Origin of the sequence: Ligilactobacillus sp. 110_WCHN, assembly GCF_030518115.1 — a bacterium.
Lineage (GTDB): Bacteria > Bacillota > Bacilli > Lactobacillales > Lactobacillaceae > Ligilactobacillus > Ligilactobacillus aviarius_C.
This window is the reverse complement of record NZ_JAULLI010000001.1, coordinates 113,072-139,168: the sequence shown is the minus strand read 5'-3', so window position 1 is coordinate 139,168 and position 26,097 is coordinate 113,072. Positions and strand designations below refer to the sequence as shown.

The 26,097-nt window shown below is 37.3% G+C and carries 24 protein-coding genes and 1 pseudogene; 5 read left to right on the top strand and 20 right to left on the bottom strand.

Translation table 11 applies throughout. The features are described from left to right. Window positions 1–26 precede the first annotated feature (26 nt). Window positions 27–1,406 (top strand): MFS transporter, encoded by a 1,380-nt coding sequence (locus tag Q3C15_RS00660; RefSeq protein ID WP_302703468.1) that lies wholly within the window; start codon window positions 27–29, stop codon window positions 1,404–1,406. A 218-nt stretch (window positions 1,407–1,624) separates the two neighbouring features. On the opposite strand, the gene xerS is transcribed toward Q3C15_RS00660, so the two are convergent. Together xerS and Q3C15_RS00650 are read right to left on the bottom strand one after the other, a co-directional pair. Next, window positions 1,625–2,677: a tyrosine recombinase XerS gene (gene xerS, locus Q3C15_RS00655; protein ID WP_302703467.1), complete on the bottom strand. Its 1,053-nt coding sequence runs from the start codon at window positions 2,675–2,677 to the stop codon at window positions 1,625–1,627. 109 nt (window positions 2,678–2,786) lie between these two features. After that, window positions 2,787–3,449 (bottom strand): hypothetical protein, encoded by a 663-nt coding sequence (locus Q3C15_RS00650; protein WP_283580587.1) that lies wholly within the window; start codon window positions 3,447–3,449, stop codon window positions 2,787–2,789. 156 nt (window positions 3,450–3,605) lie between these two features. On the opposite strand from Q3C15_RS00650, the gene Q3C15_RS00645 reads away from it, so the two are divergent. Next, window positions 3,606–3,962, top strand: coding sequence for an arsenate reductase family protein (locus Q3C15_RS00645; RefSeq protein WP_204779610.1), 357 nt, complete (start codon window positions 3,606–3,608; stop codon window positions 3,960–3,962). Window positions 3,963–4,026: 64 nt separating this feature from the next. Here Q3C15_RS00645 and Q3C15_RS00640 read toward each other — a convergent pair. Both Q3C15_RS00640 and Q3C15_RS00635 read right to left on the bottom strand, forming a co-directional pair. Continuing rightward, window positions 4,027–4,715, bottom strand: a pseudogene (locus Q3C15_RS00640) (linear amide C-N hydrolase). 26 nt (window positions 4,716–4,741) lie between these two features. Continuing rightward, window positions 4,742–4,996, bottom strand: a complete 255-nt coding sequence (locus Q3C15_RS00635; protein WP_302703466.1) for a linear amide C-N hydrolase — start codon at window positions 4,994–4,996, stop codon at window positions 4,742–4,744. Window positions 4,997–5,330: 334 nt separating this feature from the next. Here Q3C15_RS00635 and abc-f point away from each other — a divergent pair, with 334 nt between their 5' ends. Next, window positions 5,331–6,830, top strand: a complete 1,500-nt coding sequence (abc-f, locus tag Q3C15_RS00630; RefSeq protein ID WP_302703465.1) for a ribosomal protection-like ABC-F family protein — start codon at window positions 5,331–5,333, stop codon at window positions 6,828–6,830. Window positions 6,831–6,868: 38 nt separating this feature from the next. On the opposite strand, the gene Q3C15_RS00625 is transcribed toward abc-f, so the two are convergent. After that, window positions 6,869–7,642, bottom strand: coding sequence for a CPBP family intramembrane glutamic endopeptidase (locus Q3C15_RS00625; protein WP_302703464.1), 774 nt, complete (start codon window positions 7,640–7,642; stop codon window positions 6,869–6,871). A 313-nt stretch (window positions 7,643–7,955) separates the two neighbouring features. Next, on the bottom strand, window positions 7,956–9,383 hold the full coding sequence (locus Q3C15_RS00620) for a C69 family dipeptidase (RefSeq protein WP_302703463.1): 1,428 nt from the start codon (window positions 9,381–9,383) through the stop codon (window positions 7,956–7,958). A gap of 220 nt (window positions 9,384–9,603) precedes the next feature. On the opposite strand from Q3C15_RS00620, the gene Q3C15_RS00615 reads away from it, so the two are divergent. Then, entirely contained in the window at window positions 9,604–10,491 is an 888-nt protein-coding gene (locus Q3C15_RS00615; RefSeq protein ID WP_302703462.1) for a cation diffusion facilitator family transporter, read from the top strand. A gap of 37 nt (window positions 10,492–10,528) precedes the next feature. On the opposite strand, the gene Q3C15_RS00610 is transcribed toward Q3C15_RS00615, so the two are convergent. The 8 genes from Q3C15_RS00610 to Q3C15_RS00575 form a co-directional block, all read right to left on the bottom strand. After that, a complete protein-coding gene (locus Q3C15_RS00610) occupies window positions 10,529–11,254 on the bottom strand; it encodes an alpha/beta fold hydrolase (protein WP_302703461.1) in 726 nt (241 codons plus the stop codon). Between the two features lie 18 nt (window positions 11,255–11,272). Continuing rightward, window positions 11,273–11,932, bottom strand: coding sequence for an HD domain-containing protein (locus tag Q3C15_RS00605; RefSeq protein ID WP_064214892.1), 660 nt, complete (start codon window positions 11,930–11,932; stop codon window positions 11,273–11,275). Between the two features lie 71 nt (window positions 11,933–12,003). Continuing rightward, window positions 12,004–13,926, bottom strand: a complete 1,923-nt coding sequence (locus tag Q3C15_RS00600) for a hypothetical protein (protein WP_302703460.1) — start codon at window positions 13,924–13,926, stop codon at window positions 12,004–12,006. Continuing rightward, window positions 13,913–14,680: an ABC transporter ATP-binding protein gene (locus tag Q3C15_RS00595; protein ID WP_064213084.1), complete on the bottom strand. Its 768-nt coding sequence runs from the start codon at window positions 14,678–14,680 to the stop codon at window positions 13,913–13,915. Before Q3C15_RS00595 ends, Q3C15_RS00600 begins: the two co-directional genes overlap by 14 nt. 95 nt (window positions 14,681–14,775) lie before the next feature. Next, on the bottom strand, window positions 14,776–15,738 hold the full coding sequence (locus Q3C15_RS00590) for a HAMP domain-containing sensor histidine kinase (protein WP_302703459.1): 963 nt from the start codon (window positions 15,736–15,738) through the stop codon (window positions 14,776–14,778). After that, window positions 15,726–16,394 carry a response regulator transcription factor gene (locus Q3C15_RS00585; protein WP_302703458.1) on the bottom strand — a complete coding sequence of 223 codons (669 nt, stop codon included), beginning with the start codon at window positions 16,392–16,394 and terminating at the stop codon, window positions 15,726–15,728. The genes Q3C15_RS00590 and Q3C15_RS00585 overlap by 13 nt, the downstream gene beginning before the upstream one ends. Window positions 16,395–16,500: 106 nt before the next feature. Further along, entirely contained in the window at window positions 16,501–17,445 is a 945-nt protein-coding gene (locus Q3C15_RS00580) for a glycosyltransferase family 8 protein (protein ID WP_302703457.1), read from the bottom strand. A 135-nt stretch (window positions 17,446–17,580) separates the two neighbouring features. Then, window positions 17,581–18,780 (bottom strand): MFS transporter, encoded by a 1,200-nt coding sequence (locus Q3C15_RS00575; protein ID WP_302703456.1) that lies wholly within the window; start codon window positions 18,778–18,780, stop codon window positions 17,581–17,583. Between the two features lie 140 nt (window positions 18,781–18,920). Here Q3C15_RS00575 and Q3C15_RS00570 point away from each other — a divergent pair, with 140 nt between their 5' ends. Beyond that, window positions 18,921–19,163 (top strand): hypothetical protein, encoded by a 243-nt coding sequence (locus Q3C15_RS00570; protein ID WP_283573094.1) that lies wholly within the window; start codon window positions 18,921–18,923, stop codon window positions 19,161–19,163. A gap of 385 nt (window positions 19,164–19,548) precedes the next feature. Here Q3C15_RS00570 and Q3C15_RS00565 read toward each other — a convergent pair whose 3' ends face one another. From Q3C15_RS00565 to Q3C15_RS00540, 6 genes are all read right to left on the bottom strand, one after another. Next, the gene (locus Q3C15_RS00565) at window positions 19,549–20,307 is read right to left on the bottom strand and encodes a nucleoside phosphorylase (RefSeq protein ID WP_283600840.1); all 759 of its coding nucleotides are present in this window, start codon (window positions 20,305–20,307) and stop codon (window positions 19,549–19,551) included. A gap of 89 nt (window positions 20,308–20,396) precedes the next feature. Beyond that, a complete protein-coding gene (locus tag Q3C15_RS00560) occupies window positions 20,397–22,148 on the bottom strand; it encodes an oligopeptide ABC transporter substrate-binding protein (RefSeq protein WP_283573093.1) in 1,752 nt (583 codons plus the stop codon). Between the two features lie 11 nt (window positions 22,149–22,159). Continuing rightward, a complete protein-coding gene (locus tag Q3C15_RS00555) occupies window positions 22,160–23,002 on the bottom strand; it encodes an ABC transporter permease (RefSeq protein ID WP_283573176.1) in 843 nt (280 codons plus the stop codon). A gap of 98 nt (window positions 23,003–23,100) precedes the next feature. After that, complete coding sequence (opp4B, locus tag Q3C15_RS00550) at window positions 23,101–24,060, bottom strand: oligopeptide ABC transporter permease (RefSeq protein WP_283601780.1); 960 nt, start codon at window positions 24,058–24,060, stop codon at window positions 23,101–23,103. A 4-nt stretch (window positions 24,061–24,064) separates the two neighbouring features. Beyond that, entirely contained in the window at window positions 24,065–25,012 is a 948-nt protein-coding gene (locus Q3C15_RS00545; protein WP_283573091.1) for an ATP-binding cassette domain-containing protein, read from the bottom strand. Window positions 25,013–25,022: 10 nt separating this feature from the next. After that, window positions 25,023–26,015 carry an ABC transporter ATP-binding protein gene (locus tag Q3C15_RS00540; protein ID WP_283573090.1) on the bottom strand — a complete coding sequence of 331 codons (993 nt, stop codon included), beginning with the start codon at window positions 26,013–26,015 and terminating at the stop codon, window positions 25,023–25,025. Window positions 26,016–26,097 lie beyond the last annotated feature (82 nt).

Genomic DNA, 26,097 nt, shown 5'->3' with positions numbered 1-26,097 from the left:
TAAAATGGAACCTGAAGGTGATTTTAATGGAAAACGTCTCAACAAAGGAAAAACTAAGTGTTATCAGTGGAAGTTGTCTGGGATTTATCGGAATTTTGATTGGAACTTCCCTGGTTGTCACTTTTCCAACGTTAATTCGTGAATTTAATACGCGCTTAGCTGTCGTTCAGTGGTTGGCATCAGGATACTATTTAGTTGCAACGGTCACAATGAGTGCGACGGCTTATTTAATGAAGCATTTTCCGCTTCGGCGAATTTTTATGTTAGCGGCATTGGCGTTTATTCCGGGGTGCTTGATTAGTGCGTTTGCTCAATCAATTGGAATGCTGCTGGTTGGATGCATGATCAATGCATTTGCAACGGGGATTGCAACGCCGCTGATGTATCAAATTGTTTTCCATTCGATTCCGCAAGATCAGTTTGGTAAGTACAACGGAATCGTAACAATGATTAAGTCATTTGGCCCGGCTTTCGGTCCCACATACGGCGGATTACTGACATATTTAATTTCATGGCGGATGATCTTTGTTATTGTGTTGCCGCTATTGTTGGTTGCTTTTGGAATGGGAATGTATTCGCTTAAAAAGGAAAAGGTTGAAACGGCTTCAACGTCTTTTGATTATCTTGGACTGATCTTATTTGGAGCAACGGTTATTACGTTTAGCCTGGTAATCAGTAATCTTGGAACGCAAATTCATCATCCGGGATCGTTGATTGGACTTTTAATTGGCAGTGTTGTTCTTTTAGGGGCATTCATTTATGAAAATCAGCATACAAAGCGGAAATATCTGAGTTTCCGAATTGTCAAAAATAAAATCGTTCGTTTCCGCTTGATTTCATTTTTCAGCTTGCAGTTTATGAATTTAAGTTTGGTATTTATTTTGCCGCTTTATGCTGAAGAGGTTTTGCACTATAATTCATTGGTTACGGGAATGTTGCTGTTTCCGGGAGCGGTAATCGGCGCATTGTTATCGCCCGTTTCAGGGAAAATTTATGATAAAAAGGGTGCATTCTTTACACTAACGCTTTCAAGTGGTTTCTTGTTTGCCGGAGTTGCTCTTTATTTGATCAGTTTTAAATTTCTGACGGCATTTTTAATTGGGTTGATTTACATCGTCTTCCGGTTAGGTTATACGTTTGGATTTGGCAATATTATGTCAGATGCCGGAAAGTATGTTTCAGCGGCAGATCATTCGCTTGTCAGTTCAATCTTCAATACTTTCCAACAGTATTCAGGAACGATTGGAACCAGTTTGATGTCGTCGATCATTACGATTTTTGAAGGTTTAGGCCTAAGCGAAGCCAGTGCGATCCTTACTGGTGGTCGAATCGGCCTGACAATTTTAGTTATCATTGCCATTGCTTTAATTGGAATTACGGTTTATGTGCGTCAATTAGAAAAATAAAATCAAAGAAGGTGTGACAAAACGTCAAAAACGAGCGTGGTGGAAGCAGAAAAGCGAACGAATCGCGGAGCATAGATTCGGAACTTTTCGAACTTCCACATAGCTCGTTTGTTTTGGAACCCGATTATGCGGATATAGCAAAAAGGTTGCGACTTACGTCACAACCTTTTTTTAATTTCCAATTTGAAAGGGGACCAGTAAGAGAAGGGCAAAAGGGCTTATTTTAACTTCCGAAGGGCATCTTTTTGAGCTTCCTGATTGACGTGGGTATATAAATCGGTTGCGGATGTCCCTTTTTGCCCTAATTGTTGGGATACTAAGACCCGGTCTTTGGTGATTTCATATAATTCCGATGCGAGAGTATGCCGTAATTTGTGGGGCGTTAACGGATGACCAAATGCCGTAGAATATTTTTTGATCAGTTTTTCAATTGAATTATACGTAATGCGCCGAACCTCACCGTGATATTCAGTGACAAAGAATGCTTTTTGATCCTTCGGCGGATTGTACCGGTCTTGGCGAATTTTAGCATAGCGTTCGACGTATTGAACGACCCATGGCGCAATTGGAACTGAGTCCCGCATGCCACCTTTCCGCGTAACATCAAGCATTGCATCTTCAAGATGAAGGTCTTCAACATTAACGTTGGCTGCTTCTGAAACCCGAATTCCAGTCCCAAGGATCATCGCAGCAATACAGATATCGCGTTCTTTATTTTTCTTAAACGCGGTTAAAGCCCGCGGATCACAATTTTTTTCATATTCATTTTCGATAAAATCAATGAATTCGTATTTCCGTTCGCCAGTGTACATGTGTGTTTCAAGGTTGTGAGCACGGTAATTCAACGTTTCCGTGGTATTTAATGAATCAATTTTGAGCATCACGTTATTAGTAAAATACGGTTTGCCATCTTCAGTATCTGCCGTAACAGTCAGAAACTTAAATAATGACCGTAAAGCATTGATCGACCGATTAATGGATGTTGGTGAATTAACGCGTCCTTGTTTGTTTTTAGAATGTTTAAGAAAATCAATGTACAACATAATGTCTGAACGGCGCAACTTAGCAAGCGTTTTAACTTTAATTGCTTGATTTTCCTTTGCATCCGAAATGCCTGATTCGCGCAACCAATTAAAAAATCGTCGAAATTCAGTCAGATATTGATAAATCGTTGTGATTGAATGATTAGTTTGCAAATAAAAATCACGGATATAAACTGGAAGTTTTTTGAGTTCAGTTTGAATTAATGGTAAGTAACGATCGTGATCCATAAACAAATCCTTTCTAAAGCTTGATAAGGGGATAGCTAATTCTTTGATTTAATCTGTTATTAAAATTATAGTTTTAATGACTAACATATGCAACTTAAAAGAGGGGTTCTCAATGATCCAAATTATGATGCTTTAACCGTTTAAAGCAAATTCGATCACAAATTCCAATCATTGGTCCTTGGAATAATAATCCAAAAATTGTTCCGATGTTGATTGCGACAATTTGATGACTGATTAAAAATGTAATTGCAACAATAATGATTGCTGGCAAATAAACGGCAAACATTGCTTTAGTTGAATTTCCATTAAAGAACTTAAACCGGACGATTTGCATTAAATCATCTGCAGGATGCAGCATCCAGTTTACGCGTTGGTACATTGAAACACCTAATGATACTAAACATATTCCAAATAAATCAAATAAAATTCTCGTTGGTAAATTCATGGTCATTACTAATGAGTGTTTTAAAATGCTGCTAAGCCAACTTACAAGGTACGAAAATAACACCATAAAGATGATACTTTTACCAATGCGCTTTAAATCGATTTTCCGAATCAAAATGGTATTAATGATGATCAATAATGCACCCCAAATCACCATGATGTTTCCAAGTGACCAATGAATCGTCTGACTGACGTTGACACACGTTGCGGTCCATAATGGACTTCCTAAGTTTAACGCAACGGTTAGTGCATTCCCAAAACTATTAATGATAATTGATAATCCAAAATAAATGGCAAGTTCAAGCTTGCTAATGTCGTGTATTTCCATTGAAAATTCATCCTTTTTGATGTTGGTTATTAAAACTATTATACACTTTAATTTGTTTTTTGCTTAACGCGATTGATATTCTAATTGTTTTTTGTTATGATAATCAAAATATATTTTGCAAAATGATTTTTGAATAATTTAAGGAGGTCGGTCCAAATGCCTGATTTTTACTATTATCCGCGATGCGGAACGTGTCGGAAAGCAATAAAATGGCTGGATGAACACCATATTCAATATACGCCGCATGACTTAGTTAAAAATCCTCCGTCTGCAGCGCAACTTGAAAAATGGATGAAAATGACGGATTTGCCGCAAAAACGATTCTTTAATACAAGTGGTCAACATTATCGGCAACAAGGATTAAAGGATAAAGTCAACGAAATGTCATGCACCGAAGCATGTACCGTTTTATCAAATGACGGCATGTTGATTAAGCGACCAATTATGGTTGACGAAAAACGGATTACGGTTGGCTTTAAGGAAGCCGAATACGAAGAAGTATGGAATAAATAGAAGAAGTATGGAATAAATAATTGATAAAAAGACATCTGGTGAACACTCATCAGATGTCTTTTTATCAATTATTTGTAATGTCCAAAATATCTTCGTGATTATCAACAACAAAAATTTTCGGTTCGGTTAAATCAGTTAAACTTTGAAGATTGATCTTCCGCACCCGTTGATTGTTATACGTTGCAAAGTAGTATGTTTGCGACGTTGCACTCATAAATGACCGGTAACAACTAAAGTCTTGCGCATCGGTTTCGGTGACAACAGCGCCCTTGGCTACGTTTACTGATTTGAGAATGTTTTCTGCCTTGATCAAATTGTCATATTCGTCATCGGCTTGAGGCATGAAGTTTTTAAGTAAGCTGCCCGAACAAACCGGGCAACCGGAGTAAAGTCACCTGGAAGGCCGAAGTTTCCAGAGCCTTGACTCATTGGATGTAGTTCTTTGCCTAACCAATTAACCGGTTCATGTTGTTTGGGAGTGACTGTTAAATAATTATTTAAGTTGTTTTCGTGCCATGGATAATCAGGACTATTAGTCATTACGCCAACCGTATCGTCATAAACATGAACCCCATCTTTCATCACTTCAACAACAATCGTTGTCTCGGTTTTATCCATGAAAATATAATGTAACGGCGGAGTGATTCCTAACGTTGGATTCTTTTCGTCAACGATTTGAATTTGGTTTTGTTCGAATGCTGTTTTAACTTCGTTTACAGAAGCGCAGTTTCCTAATGTATAGCCGACAACCATATCTGGAGCGACCTTAACGGCAGTCGTTACTGTTTGCGGATCGGCGCGGTTAAGCCTTGTTCATTGACTCCATCAAAAACGATGTTGCAATGATCTTCAAGAGCTCCCATTCCGACATAAGCATACTTTGTTTGATACATTTCACTTGAACTGTAATCATGAATCAAATGAAAATTTTGCGGAATATAAGTCACCGTTTTAGCCATTTCAATACTAAAGTCCATTGTCCGCGAAAGCATGTAACTTTCATCTTTGGCATGTAAAGTAAAACTTGTACACATAAAAACCCCTCCATTTATAATTGGTCTATACATATGATAACATAAATTAAATTTGATAAGGTTGAATAAAATATAATAAAACATTTTAATCAAAATAGGTGTATACTTTATTTAACAACTTAACTCGGAGGTGTTTCGATTGATTTTCTAGAATTATTAATTTGCAAAAATAACTGTTTAATTTATTTTTAGGCGGGACTTTTGTGCATTTTTTTAATTCTGAAAATTGATCGTAATACACGGTTTTAAGCCTGAAATGACGGCATTTTCCTGACGATATTTGGACCTGTATTACGTAAAAGTGTACGGGTCCTTTTTGAAAGGAAGTATCAGAATGGCAGACATTAAAGTCAAAAATTTAACTTTCGCATATGATGGTCAACTTACACCCCTTTTCAAGAAGGTAAATTTAAACATCGGCCTTGATTGGAAGCTGGGATTACTTGGACGGAATGGCCAAGGAAAAACAACCTTTTTAAAATTATTTCTCGGCGAACTTGCCCCGAATGGCGGTCAAATTGAACGTCAGACGACTTTCCAATATTTTCCATTAAAAATTGACCACCCTTCTTATCCAACAATTATGGCGATTCAGGACAACTATCCAATTGAAGAATGGGAATTAAAGAAAGAGCTGTCAAAGATGTATTCAAATTCAGACGAGCTGATTTGGCGGCCATATGCCGAATTAAGTGGTGGCGAACAAACGAAGGTTCAGCTGGCAACCCTTTTTAAGAATGATGACGTTTTTCCATTAATTGATGAACCGACTAACCATCTAGACGGCAAAAGTCGAAAACAAGTTGCGGATTACTTAAAACACAAGAAACAAGGATTTATTGTTGTAAGTCATGATGTTGCATTTCTTAATCAAATAATCGACCATGTTTTATCAATTGAGCGAAATACAATTTTCCAATTTCATGGAAACTTTGACACCTATAAAGTTGAAAAGGAAAATCAGGATCAAAATTATCTGGAAGAGAATCAAAAATTAAAAAGTGAAATCAAGCGGCTACGGGAAACATCACGAGAAAAGAAGGACTGGGCTGTGCAACGTGAAAAAGATAACTATGGAAACCCGCATGTCAAAGGAAGCGGCGGAACTGGTCATAGTGGTTTTACAAGTGCCCGGGCGAAACGTTCAATGAAACGCTCAAAGGCAATTCAAAAGCGAATTGATCAGAAAATTAAGCAAAAACAAGCACTTTTCAATAATATAATTGAGACTTCGTCGCTAACGATCAACTATATTCCTTCAAGAAAAGACGAAATTTTATCTTTTAAAGATTTTCAACTTGGGTATGATTCCCCACTTTTTGATCCAGTCACGTTTACTTTAAAGCGTAATGAGCAGCTGATCATTACCGGTCAGAACGGAATTGGAAAGTCTACGCTATTTAAGTTTATTTTGAATCTGGTTCAAATGAATTCGACCGGTGATTTTCACGTTTATCCGCACGCTAAAATTAGTTATTTGAGCCAATCGGTAAAATTGAACGGAACGATTATGCAGCTTGCAGATCAGAATGGATTGAATTTCAATGAAATCTTGAACCTTTTGCGTAAGCTGGGGATGCCGCGTGAAGTGTTTAATCTACCAATTGAGCAGATGAGTAAGGGACAGCAAAAGAAAGTCGCATTGGCGAAATCTTTGGTTGAACCAGCAAACTTATATTTGTGGGACGAGCCATTAAATTACTTAGATATTGAAAACCAGCAACAAATCTTGACAATGATCAAAGAAAAATCACCGACAATGCTGATTGTTGAACATGATCAAAAATTTATTAATTCGTTTGATCCGCAATTTGTAAAATGTTTGAAACGGTAATCAAAAGAGGACTGTGATGTCGGTCACAGCCCTCTTCTTTATACGTTAAATCGTTTTTCAATTTTAGCTTGCTGCTTCTTTGAAACAACGGTTGCTAAAAATAGCAATGCAAGAACAAATAAAATAAGCGTTCCTAATGGATTTCCGTGGTTATTCAGCATTGTGGTTGAATGCGACGTTGAAATTCCGATTGAACATGCGTCCAAGAGTCCATGGAGTAAAATCGGCATAATCAAGTTTCCGGACTTCAAATAGATAACAGCTAGGATAATTCCTAATAAAAATGTCCCAATCATTTGCAACATGGTTTGATATGCAGATTGATGAAGAATATTCATTAAATGAGTAATTCCGAAAAGAAAGCTGCTAAGGAAGATTCCCTTCCAAATTACGTGAGTCTTGTGAACATGATGTATGATGCTTGGTAATAGCATTCCCCGCATGATAAATTCTTCAGCACATGCAACTAAAAGTGCAGTTATTAAACAAAAGAGCGGCGCATGGATACGGTAAAGGTTCTTTTCAAAGACGACCATATAAAAGGCAATTAAAAAGTCGCCTAAAAACGAGAGATAAAACGTCTTTTTGAAAAGCAGCTTTTCGTGAGTATAAAAATGATTAAGCATCCAGCAGAAAATGAGCATGATGACTTCCAAAATTCCCATTCGGAATAGAATCCGTTTTTGCAAATCAAAGCTATCACCGATGCGAAATTTGAGAAATATCCATACCCAAGCAGATTGAATCAATAAAAAGCAAATTAACCAAATAAAATAAGTGATTAATGGTTTAAATTTTGAAATCTCTTTCATTCTTTTTCCTCTTTGTAATTAAAAATTGAATTACTTTGAAAATCAAAATAACTCAAAACCATTATATCACACGGGTATTTTGAACCTTCAAAATATTTAACCATTAATTTTTGGATAAGTTCGAAAAAAAGATGCGCTTTTTATTGACAACCTTTACATAATTAATTATTCTACACTTATAGAGATTTATCTCTGTAATTTAAAATTACTAATAAACACTCCAGCTACTTTCAAAATACACCCATTCTTTGCTGAAGTGTTTATTTTTTTGCAAAAAAATCTCACTGGATAATTCCAGTGAGAATCAATTCGATTACAAGTTTGGGTCCATCTTGAATGTTAAGTCGGATAATTCTGTTCCGCGGGTAATCAATTCCGCGATAAATTCCTTTGTCCGTTGGTTGCAGTGCGCAACGATTTCGTGATTTTGATCCGTCAAGAACTTCGTTAACTCTTCACCCTTTAAATCATGCGCAGCAACATAGTCATTGATTTCGTTGACTTTAGCATGACTCCATTGTGAAATTTCTTTTTGAAAATCTAAATCATCTTGAATGAAATCAGCATAGTGGCTTTCAACGACCATTGCTAATGTTTCATACAACCAGTAAGCACTGTCAGTTTGCAGATCCATCTTTACGGGCGTATTGCTGTATGAAGGATCAGTATCGTTGGCGTTCGTAAAGAACGGAATGTGTGGGCAAAATGCAGGGACACCAAACGAAAGCCATTGGACCCCTTCGCCATTTGATTGCATTTCAAGAATGTGCGAGTTGGCAGTCCGTGAAAGTGAAATTGCCCGGTACTTTTTCCGGTCACGAGGATCACCGTTCCCAAGCGGATCGTACTTCGTTTCGTTATAGTGCGACTTTAAAATATATTGAATATCTTCAAGCGATAGTTTCCGGCTTGGTTTCCGGATAAACGGCATATTTGGTGATTCAGGTTCCTGCTCGATTTCAGGATTCAAATACCGCTGAGCAAACCATACCCGGGGTGTGTTGTAATGGTGGTCTTTTTCAGTATCCGTTCCAAAAATATGCCGGAAATTGAATTGACCTTCATCCGGATTTAAGTGGTTTTGTTCAACGAATTCTTGGATGCCGTCAGACCACATAAAGTTGTCCGGATCATTAAAATCAATTTCTTCAATTGCGATTTGGTTAGCCGCAACGGCATAGCAGTCGTCGGGGATGCGAATGGCAACCCAGTGATGCCCGGTTGCAATTTCCATATACCAGATTTCATCGCGGTCGTTAAACTGAACCCCGTTTCCTTCAGCTGCCCCATATTTGGCAATTAAGTTGCCTAAATATTGAACGCCTTCACGAGCGGAGTTGATGAATGGCAGGACAAGCGTTGTCATTGAGTCTTCAGCCAAACCGTCCTTGTTATATGGATCGCATGCTAAGACACGTTCATTAGCATAAACACTTTCGGTTGCTGATTCACCAACGCCTTTTTCATTGAAGCCGTCTTCTTCATTGATTCCATCTTCCATCGTGACGTTTGGAGTTGAAGAGTACCGGTAACCGGATTCAGGTAACGGCACTTCAAGCTTGTTATAAGTTGATTTGTAAACTTCTTTGCGGCCGCTGACTGCAGGTTGAATCAAAAAACGCTTAGGATAGATAGCAACGAGCCGATCTTCATTACGGGCAATAAACGTTGAGCCGTTTAATGATGCTTTTTTCCCAACCATGACAGATGTGCAGGCTGATTTTTCGATTCGATCGATCATAAAAGGTTCCTCCTTTGATATTTAACTTGATTGTAGCACAGATGTGATTGATTAAAACGGGAATATTTTTTATAACTTTTTATAACTTTAAATTGTGTTTTATAACTTTTTATAACTTTTGCCAATTAAAGAAACTGTTATGAAATGATCAACATTAATTGATTAACCTTGACCGTGCCTGTATTATGGAATTAGGAACTTAAAGAAAAGGAGGATCTGAATGGAAACTGAAAATGTAAGTACGGCCCGATTTTTCTGGGTAACGGTTTTAAACGTTTTGATTACCGTTGTTGAAATTTTAGGTGGGCTTCTTTCAGGCAGTTTAGCTTTGCTTTCTGATGCGTTTCATAATTTAAGCGATTCAGCTTCGATCGTAATTAGTTATATTGCGCAACGAATTGCGACTAAACCTGAAACACCTCAGCGAACGTTTGGTTACCGCCGGGCTGAAATTCTATCAGCGCTCTTAAATGCAGGGTTATTGATCGTAATTGCCCTTTTTATCGTAATCGAAGCGGTCAAACGGTTTATGCATCCGGATCACGTTAACGGTGATATTATGACGGTCGTTGCGGTTGTCGGCTTATTGGCCAACTTTATATCAGCGGGCTTATTGCATGCGGGAAGCCGCCACAGTTTAAACATTAAAGCAACCTATCTTCATATTTTGGCGGATGGGCTGTCATCAATTGGAGTTGTAATCACCGGGATTATTTTGATTTTCTGGCATATTAAATGGCTTGATCCAGTTGTGTCAGTTCTGGTTGCCCTTTACATTGCCTATGAAGCCCTGCCAATCATTCAAAAGACGATCAACATTTTGATGCAGGCTGCCCCAGATATCGATTATGATGCAATCAAAAGGGACATTATAAGTATTCCGCAAGTGAACTCGGTCCATCATGTGCATGCATGGCTCGTTGACGAACATCATACAATGTTTTCAGCGCACATTAACTGTGAAGACATTAAGTTAAGCGAAGTTGAACCAATTTATCGTCAAATTAGCAAATTGCTTCAAGACAAATACCATATCTCGCACGTTACGATTCAAGCGGAATGCCAGCGCGGAATCAATGAAAAAATGTTTGATATTGATCGTGACTAAAAAAGTATCCCAATCAATTCGTTGGGATACTTTTTTATTAGTTTTGAAAGCTATTTATAATTTGGCAGAAACGATCTGGATGGCTTAATGTAAGTTCCCCATGATGGTAATTTTTTAAAGGAATAATTCTAGAATTTATAAATTCTTCAGAGAGAAAGTTACTTGATTTAAAGATTAACTTTTCCTCCTTAGTTCCATATGCAATAATAACTTTTCCTTTAAAATTAATCGGAATAAGGTTTTGAATATTAAATGCTGTATTTGCCGACAACATATTAACTAAGGTTTGCTCTGACATTGCCTTTACTTCTTGATTGTAAAAGCGATCCATTTTTGGTGGCAAATGTAACGTCATTGCCTGTAATTTATTAAACCAATTAAAACGCGTTAACGGATAACTTAACTTGGTAAACGGTTTGATCAACTTCGAAATGGATTGAGGGAAAACAGCACAACTTTCTAGCAATAAATCATCACAGATTGCAGGATATTTTGCTGCTAACGCTAAAGCGATTTGCGAGCCAAGACTTAATCCGGCTAATATTTTTATTTTTCCCTTAAATTCCATAGCTATTAGCTCATGAAGTTGATATATCGCATTATCGATTGTTTTAAAGTTAGATAATACATCCGGAATGATCACATAAAAATTTTTTGTAATTAACGGGATTATTTGATTATAAGCCCAGGCTCCTAATCCAGCTCCTGGTAACAAACATAAGACTGGTTTTTCAGAATTACCATAACTTTTATACGTTAACATTTAAAAGACGGTCCTTTCCTAATCTTCCAAATTCCATTCCGCTAAAAATTCATTTACAAAGTTCCGCATTACTTGGGTTCGTTTGTGAGCCATCGCTTTCCCGCTTGGTGTATTCATCAAGTCTTCAAGGGTGAAAAGCTTTTCATAAAAATGATTGATCGTTGTTTCCTGCTTTGTCCGGTATTGGTCATGTGAAGTAAGTTTGGTAACAGGGATCCGCGGATCGTAAATTGGGTTATCATGCTTCCCGCCGTATGCAAATGCCCGGGCAATGCCGATTGCTCCCAGTGCTTCGATTCGGTCGGCATCTTGGACATACTGTCCTTCAAGCGATAATTGATGATGATGTTCAATGTTTTTTGAAAATGACATGTTTTGGATCGTGTCAAAAATATTATTTTGGTCTTCACTAGATAATGCTTGAATCGTTGTCAGGTGATGGATTTCTTCTAAGCGGTGTTCAACGTTATTCGTAATCTTTTCATCGATCGTGTCATGCAAATATGATGCAATTTGAATGATAAAAATTGCATGAGCATCCCCTTCAGGATGATCAGCAATATACAGTTGCACACCGATCCGAGCGACCCGATCCACGTGAAAATAATCGTGACCGGTAATATCGCCGTCTAAACAATTTTTCGCAAAGGTTTTAATTTCAGTTAAATCGTAACTCATGGTCAACCTCCCCTTATCTTTATTCCTATTAAAACAAAAAACAAAGGAACTTTAAAGCTCCTTTGTTTGATTTAGTAAATTCGTTGATTAATAATTTGCCGATAAATCCGGGTTGTTAAGAGATAGATCAACAAATAAAAGGCAATCATTGAGACGATCACGCTGCTGCTTACAGCAAGAACCATTTTGAAATTGTAAATTGAAAAAAGCTTTAAAATACTGCGGATTGCTGGAAATGCAAAGCAGGCATTTATGATTGCTCCTAAAATCGGGAATTCAAAAACCATCAAAATTTGGCTATGAATGGTTTGACTTGTTTCCCTTTGACTTAATCCGATTTGTTGCATTGTTTGAAAATTTTGACGATCTTCAAGCCCTTCAGCGATTTGTTTGTAGTAAATCATCATGGTTGTAATGATTAGAAGAATAATACTGATAATTACTCCTAAGAACAAGAAACTACCAAAAATTGGCGTAAGTTGAGTTTCCGTTAAATACTTTGAAGTATATTCAGTATTTGATAGCCCAAGTTTAGTTTGAAGAATCGAAGCAAAGCGTAAATTCTCACGAGTTGTTCCCTTTGTATTGAGGAATGTTAAGTAGATTAGGGGCTCGTTCGTTAATTTTTGAAAACCATCGATGTCTTTAACAATTACAAATGCTGGTTGCACGATACTATGGTCATAATTTGCAAACAAGTTAAATGTTTTAATTGACCGTAAGTTTAAACGTTGACCACCAATATTTAAAGCTGTCGGTTTAGCTTTTAAATCCGGACAATAGAATAACGCCTCATTTTTATTCAATTTGATATTGGTATGTTGTGCTTTGTTATAATCCGCAAGTGAAACAAACGTTAACTGATATTTTGCAGACTGAATATTCCCTTGTTCAAATTGATCTCCCTTTAAGTTCCCCCAAAGTGGAGTTGTCATTCTAGCCTGATGTGCAATCTGAGCTTGAACGTGATAAGTCTTCGAACATTCTGCAATTGTTTCCCGTTGACCTGCTGTTAATGGACGATTGGTTGTAAGTGTAATGTCGCTTGGACACCACAATTTAACGATTCTTTCTTTCCCGACTTCCATACTGACGCTACCGATTAAAACAACGATGATTGCAGAACATAATAAACAAATTGAAGCTAAACTTATGCCATTTGATTTCATTCGATGAAGCATTCCTGAAACTGAAATTAAGTGGCGTGATTGATAGTAAAAATGTTTATTTTTTTGAAGCAATTTAAGCAATAAAATGCTAAAAGAGCTAAATACCAGATAGGTTCCGATAACAACCATGAAAATTGCCATCATAAATTTAACGATTGCCATCATGGTCGGTTGCGTTGTGACTGCTAAGTAATAGCCGATGCTTAAAACAATAATTCCTAAAATCCCAGAAAATACGGGAGCTTTAATTGCCTTTTCTTGGTTTGAAGCGGCTTTCCAAAGATCAAGCGGATTGATCTTTTTGAGATGAGAAAACCGAATTAACAGGAGTAATAGAAAGATTGCTAAAAACATTAAAAGCGTAATTTGGATTGCACTCGTTACTGAAGAATATTTAAATTCCTTAATGTTCAGCATCCGCTGTAATGTCATAAACGAAAAACGGTTAAAATTGATTCCAAGAATTAATCCGATGACGGCGGAGATTAAGTAATTAGCAATCAATCGAATTGTGATGACGACTTTCAAGTTTTGGTTTGTAAATCCTAAAATGTTGTACAACCCTAATTCACGTGTTTCAGATTTTGACAAAATATGATCAACATAAATCATAAAGATAACGGATATTGAAATTAATAAGCAAAGTGTTAATTTGATTAATCCTTGTAGCTGACTGCCAAACATTGAATTTTTGATACTTTGATTTTGTAAAATCGAAAATAAAATGTAGTTGGATGCGAACAGAATGGATGTTGCGATAATGTATGGAAAGTAATATTTCTTATTTTTCCAAATTCCATCCGTTGCGAGTTTAATGTAAGTCATTGTGATCCCCTTCTTGAATTGCTAATGCTGCTTGTGATATTTGACTTAAAAATTGGTTTTCAGAATTTTGACCGCGATTTAATTCATGAAATACAATTCCGTCTTTGATGAAAATTACCTTTTTGGAATAGCTTGCAGCTAATGCGCTATGCGTTACCATCATAATTGTTTGACCATTTTGATTGATCGTTTGAAAAAGTCGGAGAAGCCGTTCTGAATTACTTGAGTCTAAAGCCCCGGTCGGTTCGTCTGCCAAAATTAATTCTGGATTGGTAATCAATGCCCGGGCAATTGCAATTCGTTGTTTTTGTCCACCAGAGATTTCGTAAGGATACCGTTCTAATAACTTATTAATTCCGAGCTGTTGCGCAATTGGAGTAATCCGTTTCTCCATTTCTGGGTACTTAACCTTAGATAAAACAAGGGGCAAGAAAATATTATCCTTATTGGTTAAAGTATCTAGTAAATTAAACTGCTGAAAGATAAATCCAAGATGCTCCCGCCGAAACTGGGCTCGTTTCTTTTCTTTAAGCGTCATTAAGTCTGTTCCATTCAAGACGATTTGTCCGCTTGTCGCTTGTTCCAAAGTAGCAATAATATTTAAAAGGGTTGATTTTCCCGCTCCCGATTCGCCCATAATAGCAATAAAATCTCCCGTTTCAACATTTAAACTAATGTCTTTTAATGCTTCAACCTGATTAGGACGATTTTCATTAAAAATTTTCTGAAGATGATTGATTTCTAATAGATTCATTTTAAAACCCCATTTCTACCTTGATTTCATTAATTATTATAAAAAGGTTCTTGCTAGCTTTGTACTTACAGTTTTAGCAAGAACCTTACAATTTGTTATTTTTGAATTAGTTTGGAAACGAGCGATAAATTAACCGTCGTTCCATGATTTTCAACTGATTGAACATTAATTCCGATATTAAGCTTTTGGCAAATTTGATTAACGATGTACAATCCTAAACCACTAGCATTTTCATTTTGGCGGGTATTTTTCCCAATGTATCCAGCTTTAAAGATTTCCGGCAGATCGGCAGCTTGAATTCCAATACCATTATCGATGATTTTTAAAACATTACCTTGAAGTTCGATTTTAATCTGTCCATTATCATTTGAATATTTAATCGCATTCAGTAACAGTTGCTCAAGCACTATTTTTAGCCATTTTTCATCGGTAAGGTAAGTTACGCTTGGAAGATTATTTTGAACCGTCAAATTTTTATCAATTGCCATTTCCATCAAGTTCTTTAAACAATGGTTGCATTCATCTTTCAAATTGACCTCTTTAAAATGAATATCACTATTGAAACTTTTGATCCGTTCATATGTTAGAAGCAAGTCCAATTGACTTTGAATAATTCTAACCTGTTTTTGCAATTTATTGTTTGAATTTTGATGATTATCATCAAGCATCAGTTTCATGCGCGTCAATGGAGTTTTGATTTCGTGGGACCATAAACGAATATAGTCTTCACGTTCCTTTTGATTAAGCAATTCTCGATTTCGTTCATCATTTATTTTTTGCTTTAAGCTTTGGAGTTCTTTTAAATAAAGTTGATCATACATGAAAACATCTGATTGCCGGTAATCATGGTGTTGTAATTTTTTTCTAACATAAAAATATCTGTATTCAGCAATGAGAACAATTGCTACTCCAAAAGGCCATGTAAATTGAATGAACGCCAAAATCAAAGCTAACTTTAGATTGTAAAGATAAACAAAGAAAGCAAAGACTAAAATAAGGACTAAGTACGTGATTATATATGGAATACTGACTTTGACAGCTTCTATTAATTTATCCATTGATATCCCTTTCCGCGAATAGTCATAATGTGTTTTCGGTCATCAAGTTGTGATAATTTTTGGCGTAACCGACTAATGTTGACTTCAAGAATATTTTCGTTGATAAATTGATCATTTTCCCATAAAAACTTTATAAATTTCTTCTTGGAAACAATTTCATATGGGCTTTTAAAAAGAATTTTCAGGATAATCGCTTCGGTTGGGGTTAGTCGAACAGAAACGTCTTTATATTTTACGGTATTCGTTAATGAATTCAGCCGAAAATCACCTGCTTCGACCATTGTTGATGATGGAATGGCCTTTTCTTTAAGCAATAATTGAATCTTAGCAATCAAATAATCCATTGCAAATGGCTTTTCGATAAAGTCACTTGCACCGGCGGCCAGTGCGCGAACACCATCATTATTAATGCTTTGTGCTGTTATAAAGATAATTGGTGCATTGGTGATTTGGCGAATTTGCTCAGTCCAATAGAAGCCGTCAAAAGATGGTAAAGAAATATCCACTGTAATCAAATCAGGTTGAGCCTTGGATACTTCTGCCTGAATATTTTGCCAATCATTTACGGTTTCAGTTTGATAATTCCATTTATTTAATGTTTGCATGACTTCTTCCGCAATTTCCTTATCATCTTCAATTACAAAAATTTTAGCCATTTTTGCTCCCCATTCTTGAATTAATTAACCTTATTCTATCAGATTTAACAATTCTTGCAGCACAAAAAAGCCCCCGCCGCTTTTCAGCAACGGGGACCTAATTTAATTAAAGGCGAATTTGTTTCCCTTCTTGGTTAAGTTTATACAATGTAAGTTCCTTTGCAGGAATTTCTTGCACCTGTTTCATTAAGGTATCCATCTTTTCTTTATCGATTTGTTTATCTTTGTCAGAGTAATTCTTTTGAATGTTTACTAATTCATCATAGTAATTTGATTCCTTCGCGTAATCCCAGAAGACATCGCCGTATAACACATCTTCATAGTGCCATGGTTTAAGGTAAAGGTTATAGTGAATGATTTGCGGATCAGTTTCCTTTTTTGCCGGCATGGCATTCCAGTTTTGAGAAATTTTTAATACGTGGTTATTTGCAATTGCGTTCAAGTAATCTTGATCGGGCGCAACCGTCTTTGGATGGTAAGTGTTCAGGATGTCTAAGAATCGCTTAGTAAACTTCAAATCACGGAATTGTTTTAAGTTCATCAATAACACGCCGGAGTTGATATATGTTTCAACAGGAACACCCGAACACTTTTCAGCGTAGTTAACTAAAACCGGGTCACTTTCAACGAAGGTATCCGAACATCCAGCAACTAAATTATCCTTTAAATCAATTTGATAAAGTTTTGAAATGTCACCTGGAACAACTGTATCAGCATCCAAGTAGATTCCCTTATCATATTGCGGGAACATATCGGCGATAAATAACCGATAGTAAATCGTCAACGTGAAGTAATCGCACCGAAGGGAATTATTATCGTTGCCGAAACGTTCCTTGAAGTTTTTATCGATTGGTTCAAATGAAATTGAAAAGTTTTCGTTTTCGAGTGCTTTGATTTTTGCTTGATTTTCATCTGAAAGGGTTTGGTAAAGAACGACGATTTGATAGTGGTAGTCTTTACTTGCATTTTTGATCATTGACCCCAAACTAACTGATAATAATGGCGCATAGTAATCATCGATTCCATAAAAAATGGGAATAATGTTATTCATAATAGTCAATCTCTCCTTATAATAAATCGAAACACCTATATGATATAACAAAATAGCGACCATCGCAAAAATGACCGCTAAAAATCCGAATTTTTTAATTGGAAATTATCTTTAAAATTTGACTTTTGTTTAAATTTACCGAATTTTCCGGGTACTTGATCTTACCCAAATTAAATTTCCGCCAACCAGGCACGCTGTTGACAAGAATACGCCGCCATAACCGAAAATTCCGGAAATCGTTGATCCAATCAGCGGACCAAAAATGTTTCCGAGGAATTGGGCTGATTGGTTATAACTGAAGATGCGCCCAGAATATTCATTTGGTGAATACTTCGCAAGTAAGGATTGAACTTGCGGCAATAACGCGGCATCTGAAATTCCGACGAAGAACCGCAAAACAGCTAATTGCCAAACATTGGTAACAAAGGCTTGCGGAATGTAAACGAGGATTGCAAAAATCAATCCACCAATTAAAATTTTCTGTGTTCCGATTCGATCGCCCCATTCGCCAAAGATCGGGGCAATGATGATCGTGGCGATTCCTGGTAAAGCCGCAATCAATCCGCTCATTAAGTCAACCTGCCCTTTTCCATGCAGCAGTTGTTGAACGTAAAGACTAATGACTGGTGCAATCGAGTTATTCCCCGCCTGAACAATCAGCGTGGTAATCAGCATCCCCAAAACGACTTGCGGATATTCAAGTTGTCGGAAAAGTTTGCGGGCTGAAAGTGTCTGACTTTTAGGAACTGGCGTGAAATTATGTTCTTTAACAAAGAAAATCGTTAACGCAAAAACAATCAAATACGCTAATCCAGTAAGGAAAAACGTTAACCGGTAACCGCAAAGACTCGCAATTACCCCGCCGAATAGCGGTCCAACCAGCATTCCGCCGGTTGTTCCCGTTGATAAAGTACTTAACGCTTTTCCGCTATGTTTTGTTGGAACTTCGGATGCAATCAGCGCTGATGTATTTGCGACATATCCGGCAAAGAATCCTTGAAGCAAGCGGAATAGTGCCAGCTGATAAGCATGTTGAACAAATGCCATGCATAAAACCATCGCCCCATCACCAATTGTTGAGATCAACATGACTTTCTTGCGTCCGTGACGGTCAGCAATCTTTCCCCAAATTGGCGCCATCCATGATGAAACTAAATATGTCGCTGAAAATGCCAATCCACTCCACATATTAAGCTGGAACCTGTCAAAATGACCAAGCGTTTTAATGTACAGCGACATAAATGGCATGCTTAATTGGAACCCCATTCCCATAATAAAATCGCATACCCATAAGATATATAAATTCTTCTTCCATCCCGGCATTTTTGTCCGCATAAAACTCGCTTCTCTCGAATGATAATGGTTTTATTATATCTCAATTTTTTTAGCGAATTCAATATGGAATGTAAAATATCATAGTTCATATTTTAGGATTTCTGATCTTGTATAATTGAAGTGTTAGGAGAAAATTTAACATGAAAACACACAATAAAGCGTTTTTGAAAAATTCTTTTATATTTGATGTAAATAAAAAAGAACATACAATTCAGGGAGTAAAAATTCCAGATGACCTTTTCTTTGCAGTCTACTTTTCTGTTAGAGTTAATGTAATGGAAGGATGGCAGCCAACTGCTCATGATATTGAAAAACTGGTTGCTCGAGTGCAACAACCAGATTTAGCTTTAGATGAAGAAATTAATAATCTATGGTCAAAATAACGCAATGCATCAAGAAACAATTATTAACACTGAAAGAGATCCTCACAGTATCGTGAAGTTCTCTTTTTTATCAAATTTAATATGTCAAAGAATATTTTGCTCATTATTTTATAATCATATTTTAATTTTTATAAATAATATTTTCTAATCTTTAAACCTAAAAAGCATCAGGATTATTCCCGATGCCCTAACTTTGCGTTTAACTTGCCTGATGTAGAAATTCAATGGACGAAATCCTACTTTACGGAATGTCTAATGTTGTATATTTAATTAAAGGTAATTTTGAAAAATTAATGTTTAAGCAAGTTAAACAGAGAATGAGTAATAAAATACTCTAGAAATATTATCGCATATTTTTCATCAAAAGTTAATCATATTTTAATGATTATTCGATATTAATCAAAATTTGAGTTGCAATTTTGATTGCCTTTAAATAAGAACTCTTCCCCCAGCGGCGTTCATAATATTTTTTTGGATCTGCCAATGTATCAGCTGTAAATAAAAGTTGAGCGAATTTGACATTTCGAAATTGTGAGCAGGCTGCTAAGGCAGCGCATTCCATTTCAACCGTTGTCGCTCCTAACTGGCGCGCCTGCTTAATTTTTGATTGCGTTTCCCGAAAAAAGCCGTCGGTTGACCATGTCGTAACCTCTTTGTATTCAAGTTTTAAAAGATTAAGTTCATGTTTAATTTGATCAAGATAATTTGAACTGAAATCAATTAATTTGCCGGGTTTCAAATAATGAAAGGAAGTCCCTTCATCGCGAATCGCTTTGTTAGGAAGAAGTAATTTATTTTCAGCAATATCAGCAAGCACTCCGGCATTTCCAATCGCTAACACTTTTCGAACGCCGTAAGCAATTAACCAATCTAAAAGCTGGGTTGCCGCCGGCGCTCCCAAGGGTGCTTGGCAAAGCGTTAATTTTTGATGATTGATCACGATTTCGTAGATAAACGGATTAAAGGAAACAGAATCAAAATACCCGATTATCTGATGGTCAACTTTTTCGAGAAATTGTTCAATTATTTCTAATGGAACGAACGCATAAATCAGTTTGGAATGAAAATGAAACGGTAATTTCTCGTGATTAGGCTCAATCACTGCCTGCGGGTGATCGTCAAAGTTTAAAAATATCTGTTCCATAAATTGTCTTCCTTTCTGTAGGTCTTAAAATCCCTCTCAAGTGTTCAGGGGGAATACTTGAGAGGGATGGAGATGGTTTACGTTTTAACTTAGTTGGTTAAACCTACATTTTCCCAAACCGTGTAACTCTTTTCATTATCGAGCGTAAAGTTCTTAACCTTGTTTGATACTGGAACGGTTTGATAATCGTAACTAAGCGGAACGACATAAGCTTCCTTGTTCATGTATGCTTGCCACTTATAGAATTGTTGCTTCCGGTAACTATCATTTAAGGCTTGTGGTGAATTAATTGCATTTAACAAATCTGTGTTTTCTTGAGTTACAAAATGGCCATAATTGTATGGAGCACTTGCAGCATATAATCCAGATGGATCTGGGTCGGTTCCAGTTGCCCAGCCACCAAGCCACATATCATATCCGCTTGCGTCGTTTAACAATTTGTCATTGAACGTGTTAAATTCTTGAAGCCGGCCATTATATAACTTGACCCGAATACCAATCTTTTTCCATTGTTGGATGTAATCTTGGACGACTGCTTCGGTATTGGAATCTCCTTGATGAGCCATCAAAGTTAAGGTTAACTTCTTACCATTTGGTTGTGTTCGATAACCGTCTTTCCCCTTCTTAAAACCAGCTTGATCAAGCAATTCGTTTGCTTTCTTCAAATTGTAAGGGAAGCCTTTTAATGAATTATCATGGTATTCCTTATACGAATCTGGAAGGACGGTATTTGCTCGGTATGTTACTCCATTTCCAAGTTTCTTATCAACTTGATCAATATTCATTGCATATGCAAGGGCTAACCGAAGTGACCGGTTTTGAGTAATCGCATTCGAATCCATTACACTGTTTCCGTTTGCGTCAGCATGACCGACCTTAAATCCTAAATAAGTAAAGGCATTTTCCTTTTTACCAACTGTTGTATAACCACTTAAATTTTTGGTTTGGCCGTAAACAGAAGCTGGTTCTTCAAGTAAAATATCATATTTCTTGGCTTTCAAAGCTGCCGCCGCTTGAGATGGAGACACGGTTTGCAAGTCGATCTTATTCAAGTTTGGCTTCTTTCCCCAGTAATATGGATTTGGAACCCATTCGATTGATTCCCCTTGAACGATCTTTTTGATCTTGAATGGGCCATAGAAAAGCGGCTTTGTCCGTACCCGATCACTTGATGCTAACTTGCTGATTGGGATGTCCTTTAAATAGTGATACGGTTGGGCATCAGGGACAATGTAACTGTTTCCAGCAGTTTTCATTGAAGGTCTCATTTCCTTAAAATGAATGATCAATGTCCGATCATTTGGCGTTTCAAGGCCTGAAATTGACGATGCCTTTCCTTCATGGTAAGCTTTTAACCCAATAATATCGTCCATGTCATCCGTATAGTTTGTTGAATTACTGTCTTTGTTGGCAATGATCTCATATGTAAATTCAACATCCCGCGAAGTTACAGGCTGACCATCTGACCACTTTGCTTTGGGATTGATCGTGATCGTTGCGGTTTTAGCGTTATTATCAAATTTGATGTTAGCCACCCCGCCATCAATGAATTTATTATTTTCGTCAGTTTTAATGAGAGCTTGTTCCCCGAATTGTGCCGCATCCGTTGTTGGCTGATCTGAACATAATTCAGATACAAAAACTCCTTTAAATGGATTAGCATCAACTAAACCAACTTTAAGCGTGCCACCCTTTTTTAATTTGCCCTTACTACTATATGAAACCGGAAAACTTACCTTCCCTGATGAAGCGTCATTTTGTTTTTGATTCCCGCATCCAGCAAGGAGTCCGCCTGCCATTAATAAAGTTGCAATTCCTGCAAATATTCTTCCTTTTTTCATTAAAATTCCTCCTAACCTAATCTCTGCCGTGCATCAAATGCCCGCCGAACAACATTGCCGATGTAACTAATGCCCACACATAAAACCAAAATCAGTAATGCTGCTGGCAGCCATACCCAAGGTTTGGTAGTTAAAATACTTGGATCTTGAGCAAATCCAACTAAGGTTCCTAAACTTGGAGTGTTGCTTGGCAATCCAAATCCTAAGAATGTTAATCCAACTTCGATTCCGATATTAGCGGTTAAGTTTAAAATTGCGTCAACAATAATGATTGAACTTAAGTTGGGTAACAGTTCTCTGAAAATAATTACCAAGTTGCTGGTTCCGGAGATTTTTGATGCACTAATATAATCCTTTTGTGATTCTGATAATGCTTTTGACCGAACAAGACGGGCTGTTCCAACCCAATAAAATGCTGACATAACTAAAACGAACGTTACCATTGAGTAGTGAGGGATGATTGAAACGATAACGATGATCAGCATTAAAACTGGCAAACTCATCATAAAATCTAAGAAACGCATCATAATATTATCGACTCGTCCGCCAAAATATCCCGCGGTAACCCCAAAGGTGATTCCAATCAATTCAATTAAGAGGGTAATTGAAAAACCAATTGTCAATGAGTTACGTGCCCCTAAGATCAGCATGTCAAAGACATTTCGGCCGCTTTGATCAGCACCGAGCAGCATTCCGTCAGTTCCTGGAGTGGAATACTGTTCTAAAATATTGACGTGCATCACTTTAGAAGTGTTGAGAAAAAATGCCCCAATATAAATTCCGCAAATTAAGAGGACGATAAAGATCAAGCAAAATAAAGCTAATTTATCCTTCTTAAATTCACGCCAAATCATTTGCCAAGTTGAAGAGCCTTTCTCTTTTTGAAATTTATTAGTTTTTAATTCTTCTTGTTCTTCAACATCAACTGCATTTTCCATAATTGACCTCCTTTCTATTCAATCCGGATCCGCGGATCGACGATGCTTAAAATAATATCTGAAAGCAATGATCCGAGTAAGTTCAAAATTCCAAACAGCAATACCAATGCGGTAATGACTGAATAGTCTCGACTTGTGATTGAATTTACGAAGAGCAATCCCATTCCCGGATATGAGAAAATTGTTTCAACGAAAATCGACCCACCGAGCAAACCAGTAATTGAATATCCCATAAAGGCAGCAACTGGAAGCAATGAGTTTCGGAAAATATGCTTATTAAAGATGGCTTTTTCAGAAACCCCTTTGGCCCGTGCGGTTCTGACATAATCCATATTGGTATTATCGATGATTTCACTTCGGAGATATTGAACCGTGGTTGTTGTTGATATCAGCGCCATCAGCGTTGCTGGTAAAATCATATGATCTAACCTGCTCATCACATATTGGAATCCATTTGATACGTTTACACTAACTGAACCTGACGTTGGGAAAAGATGCATCTTGTATCCAAAAAGATAAACCCCAAGCAGATAGAAAACAAATGCGGGAATTGCATATGTAATAAAGTTATAAAGTTGAATCGATTTATCAATTTTGGTATTTTCATACCGTCCAGCCCAAATCCCAAGTGGAATTGCAATGGCATAACTAATGATTACCGATAATAAGGATAACCATAAAGTATTCATTGCCCGTTCGCCGATCAGACTCGCAACCGGGGTCTTGAATTGGTAACTCATTCCAAGATTTCCATGGAAGATGCGGACGATCCAGTGCCAATATTGAACGTACCATGGATCATATAATCCTGCCTTAGCCATCAAATGATGCAACTGAGCCTGGGATGTTTGCGGAGTAATCGTTCCGGTAAACGGATCGCCTGGCATATGTTGTGCAAGCAGGAAAACCAATAAACTTAAAATAATAATTTCAGGAATCATAATTAAGATTCGTTTTAAAATTGTCTTCCACATAGTCTCACCTCCTTAACAGTTCATCAGGAAGAGCAACAAAATGAGTATCTGAAATCTTTTTTAGTGGGAAGACTTTTCCGTTTGAGTCGTAGTATTTTCCCTTTGACTCTTCGAATTCGCGTTCAATTTGATGTCGTCGCTTGCGATAAAATTCTTTTTGATCGACATTCGTTTGCGGAATGGCTGCAAGTAGCCGTTTGGTGTATATATGCATTGGATTTTGGTAAATATCTTGCCGGGTACCAATTTCAACGAACCGTCCGCGGTGCATGATTGCTAGATGATCGCACATATGGTAAACGACCCCTAAGTCATGTGAGATAAACATGAATGCGATTTGATATTCGCGCTGGATTTTTTTCATGTAATTTAAGACTTGAGCTTGAACGGATAAATCTAACGCTGAAACTGGTTCGTCAGCAATAACCAGTTTCGGATGCGTAGCTACTGCCCGTGCAACGCCGATTCGTTGACGCTGACCACCAGAAAATTGGTGCGGATATTTATCGATTGCGTCTTGATCCAGCCCCACCGTTTGGAGAAGTTTCAAAACCGCTTTTTTTAATTTATTGCCTTTCAAATGATCAAAGTTCTTTAACGGTTCACCGACAATATCAAGAATCTTTTTTTTCGGATTTAAACTTGAAAGCGAATCTTGGAAAATCATCTGGACGTCTTTGTTGTAGTTGATCTTTTTTCTGACCGATGGCCGTGTGATATCTTGGCCTTGATATTTGACGGCCCCGCTTGTGGCCTTTTCTAGTCCAACGATCGTCTTTCCGATTGTTGATTTTCCTGATCCCGATTCGCCAATCACACCGTAGCTTTCTCCAGGCTGAATGGTGAATGACACGCCATCAACTGCATACACGTAATCGGTAATTCGATTAAAGAATCCCGATCTAATTGGATAGTGAACGCAAAGATCATTGATTTGAATTAAATCACTCATATTTTTCCCCTCACTTTTCAAATTCAAAATCACGGTAACACGTGCACCGGACTAAGTGTCCTTCGCCTAAATCATGCATTTGCGGCTCAACTTCATGTTTTTCAGCCTTGATCCAAGGAATTCGTGGAGCGAACCGGCATCCTATATGGGGCATTTTTTTGATTGAAGGAACCATGCCTTGGATGACATACAATTCATCATTCGGAGTATCAGCTTGAGGCATTGATCTTAACAACGACCGTGTATATGGATGTTGCGGATTATTGAAAATTTGTTCAGCTGTCCCGACTTCAACGATCTGGCCCGCATACATTACAGCGACCCGGTCCGCGGTTTCAGCAACAACGCCCAAATCATGGGTAATCATGATTATCCCCGCGTGATTTTCATGTTGAATTTTCCGCAGCAAATCAAGGATTTGAGCTTGAATTGTTACATCTAAAGCGGTTGTCGGTTCATCTGCAATAATTAACTCCGGCTTGCAAGCAATTGCCATTGCGATCATGATTCGCTGCCGCATCCCACCTGATAGTTCGTGTGGAAATTGACGATATGTTCGCTGCGGATTAACAATTCCCACACCATCTAAAAGTTCCAGTACTTCTTTTTTCTTATCTTCTTCAGATAAATCGGTATGGATATCGAGACATTCTTTGACTTGATCGCCAACTCGTTGAAGCGGGTTTAATGCAGCTAATGGATCTTGAAAAATCATTCCGATTCGGCTCCCACGAATTCGATCCATCTCGTCATTGGTCATTCCAACGATTTCTTTATCTTCAAACCGGATACTTCCGATTATCTTGGTTGTGTTCATATTATGAAGCCCCATAATACTCGTAGCTAACGTACTTTTTCCGCATCCGGATTCACCAACGAGTGCCAAAACTTCATCCTTATAAACAGAAAGATGAATGTTTTCGATTGCGGGGTAATATCGCCCTTCAATCCTGAAACTAGTTGTAAGGTCATTAATATCTAAAATTGGTTGATTGCCACTCATATAACCACCCTTTTTATAAATGCACTATTTTAAATTAATAATAATCTAATTTTTGTATTATTATTTTCTCATTTAAAATTAA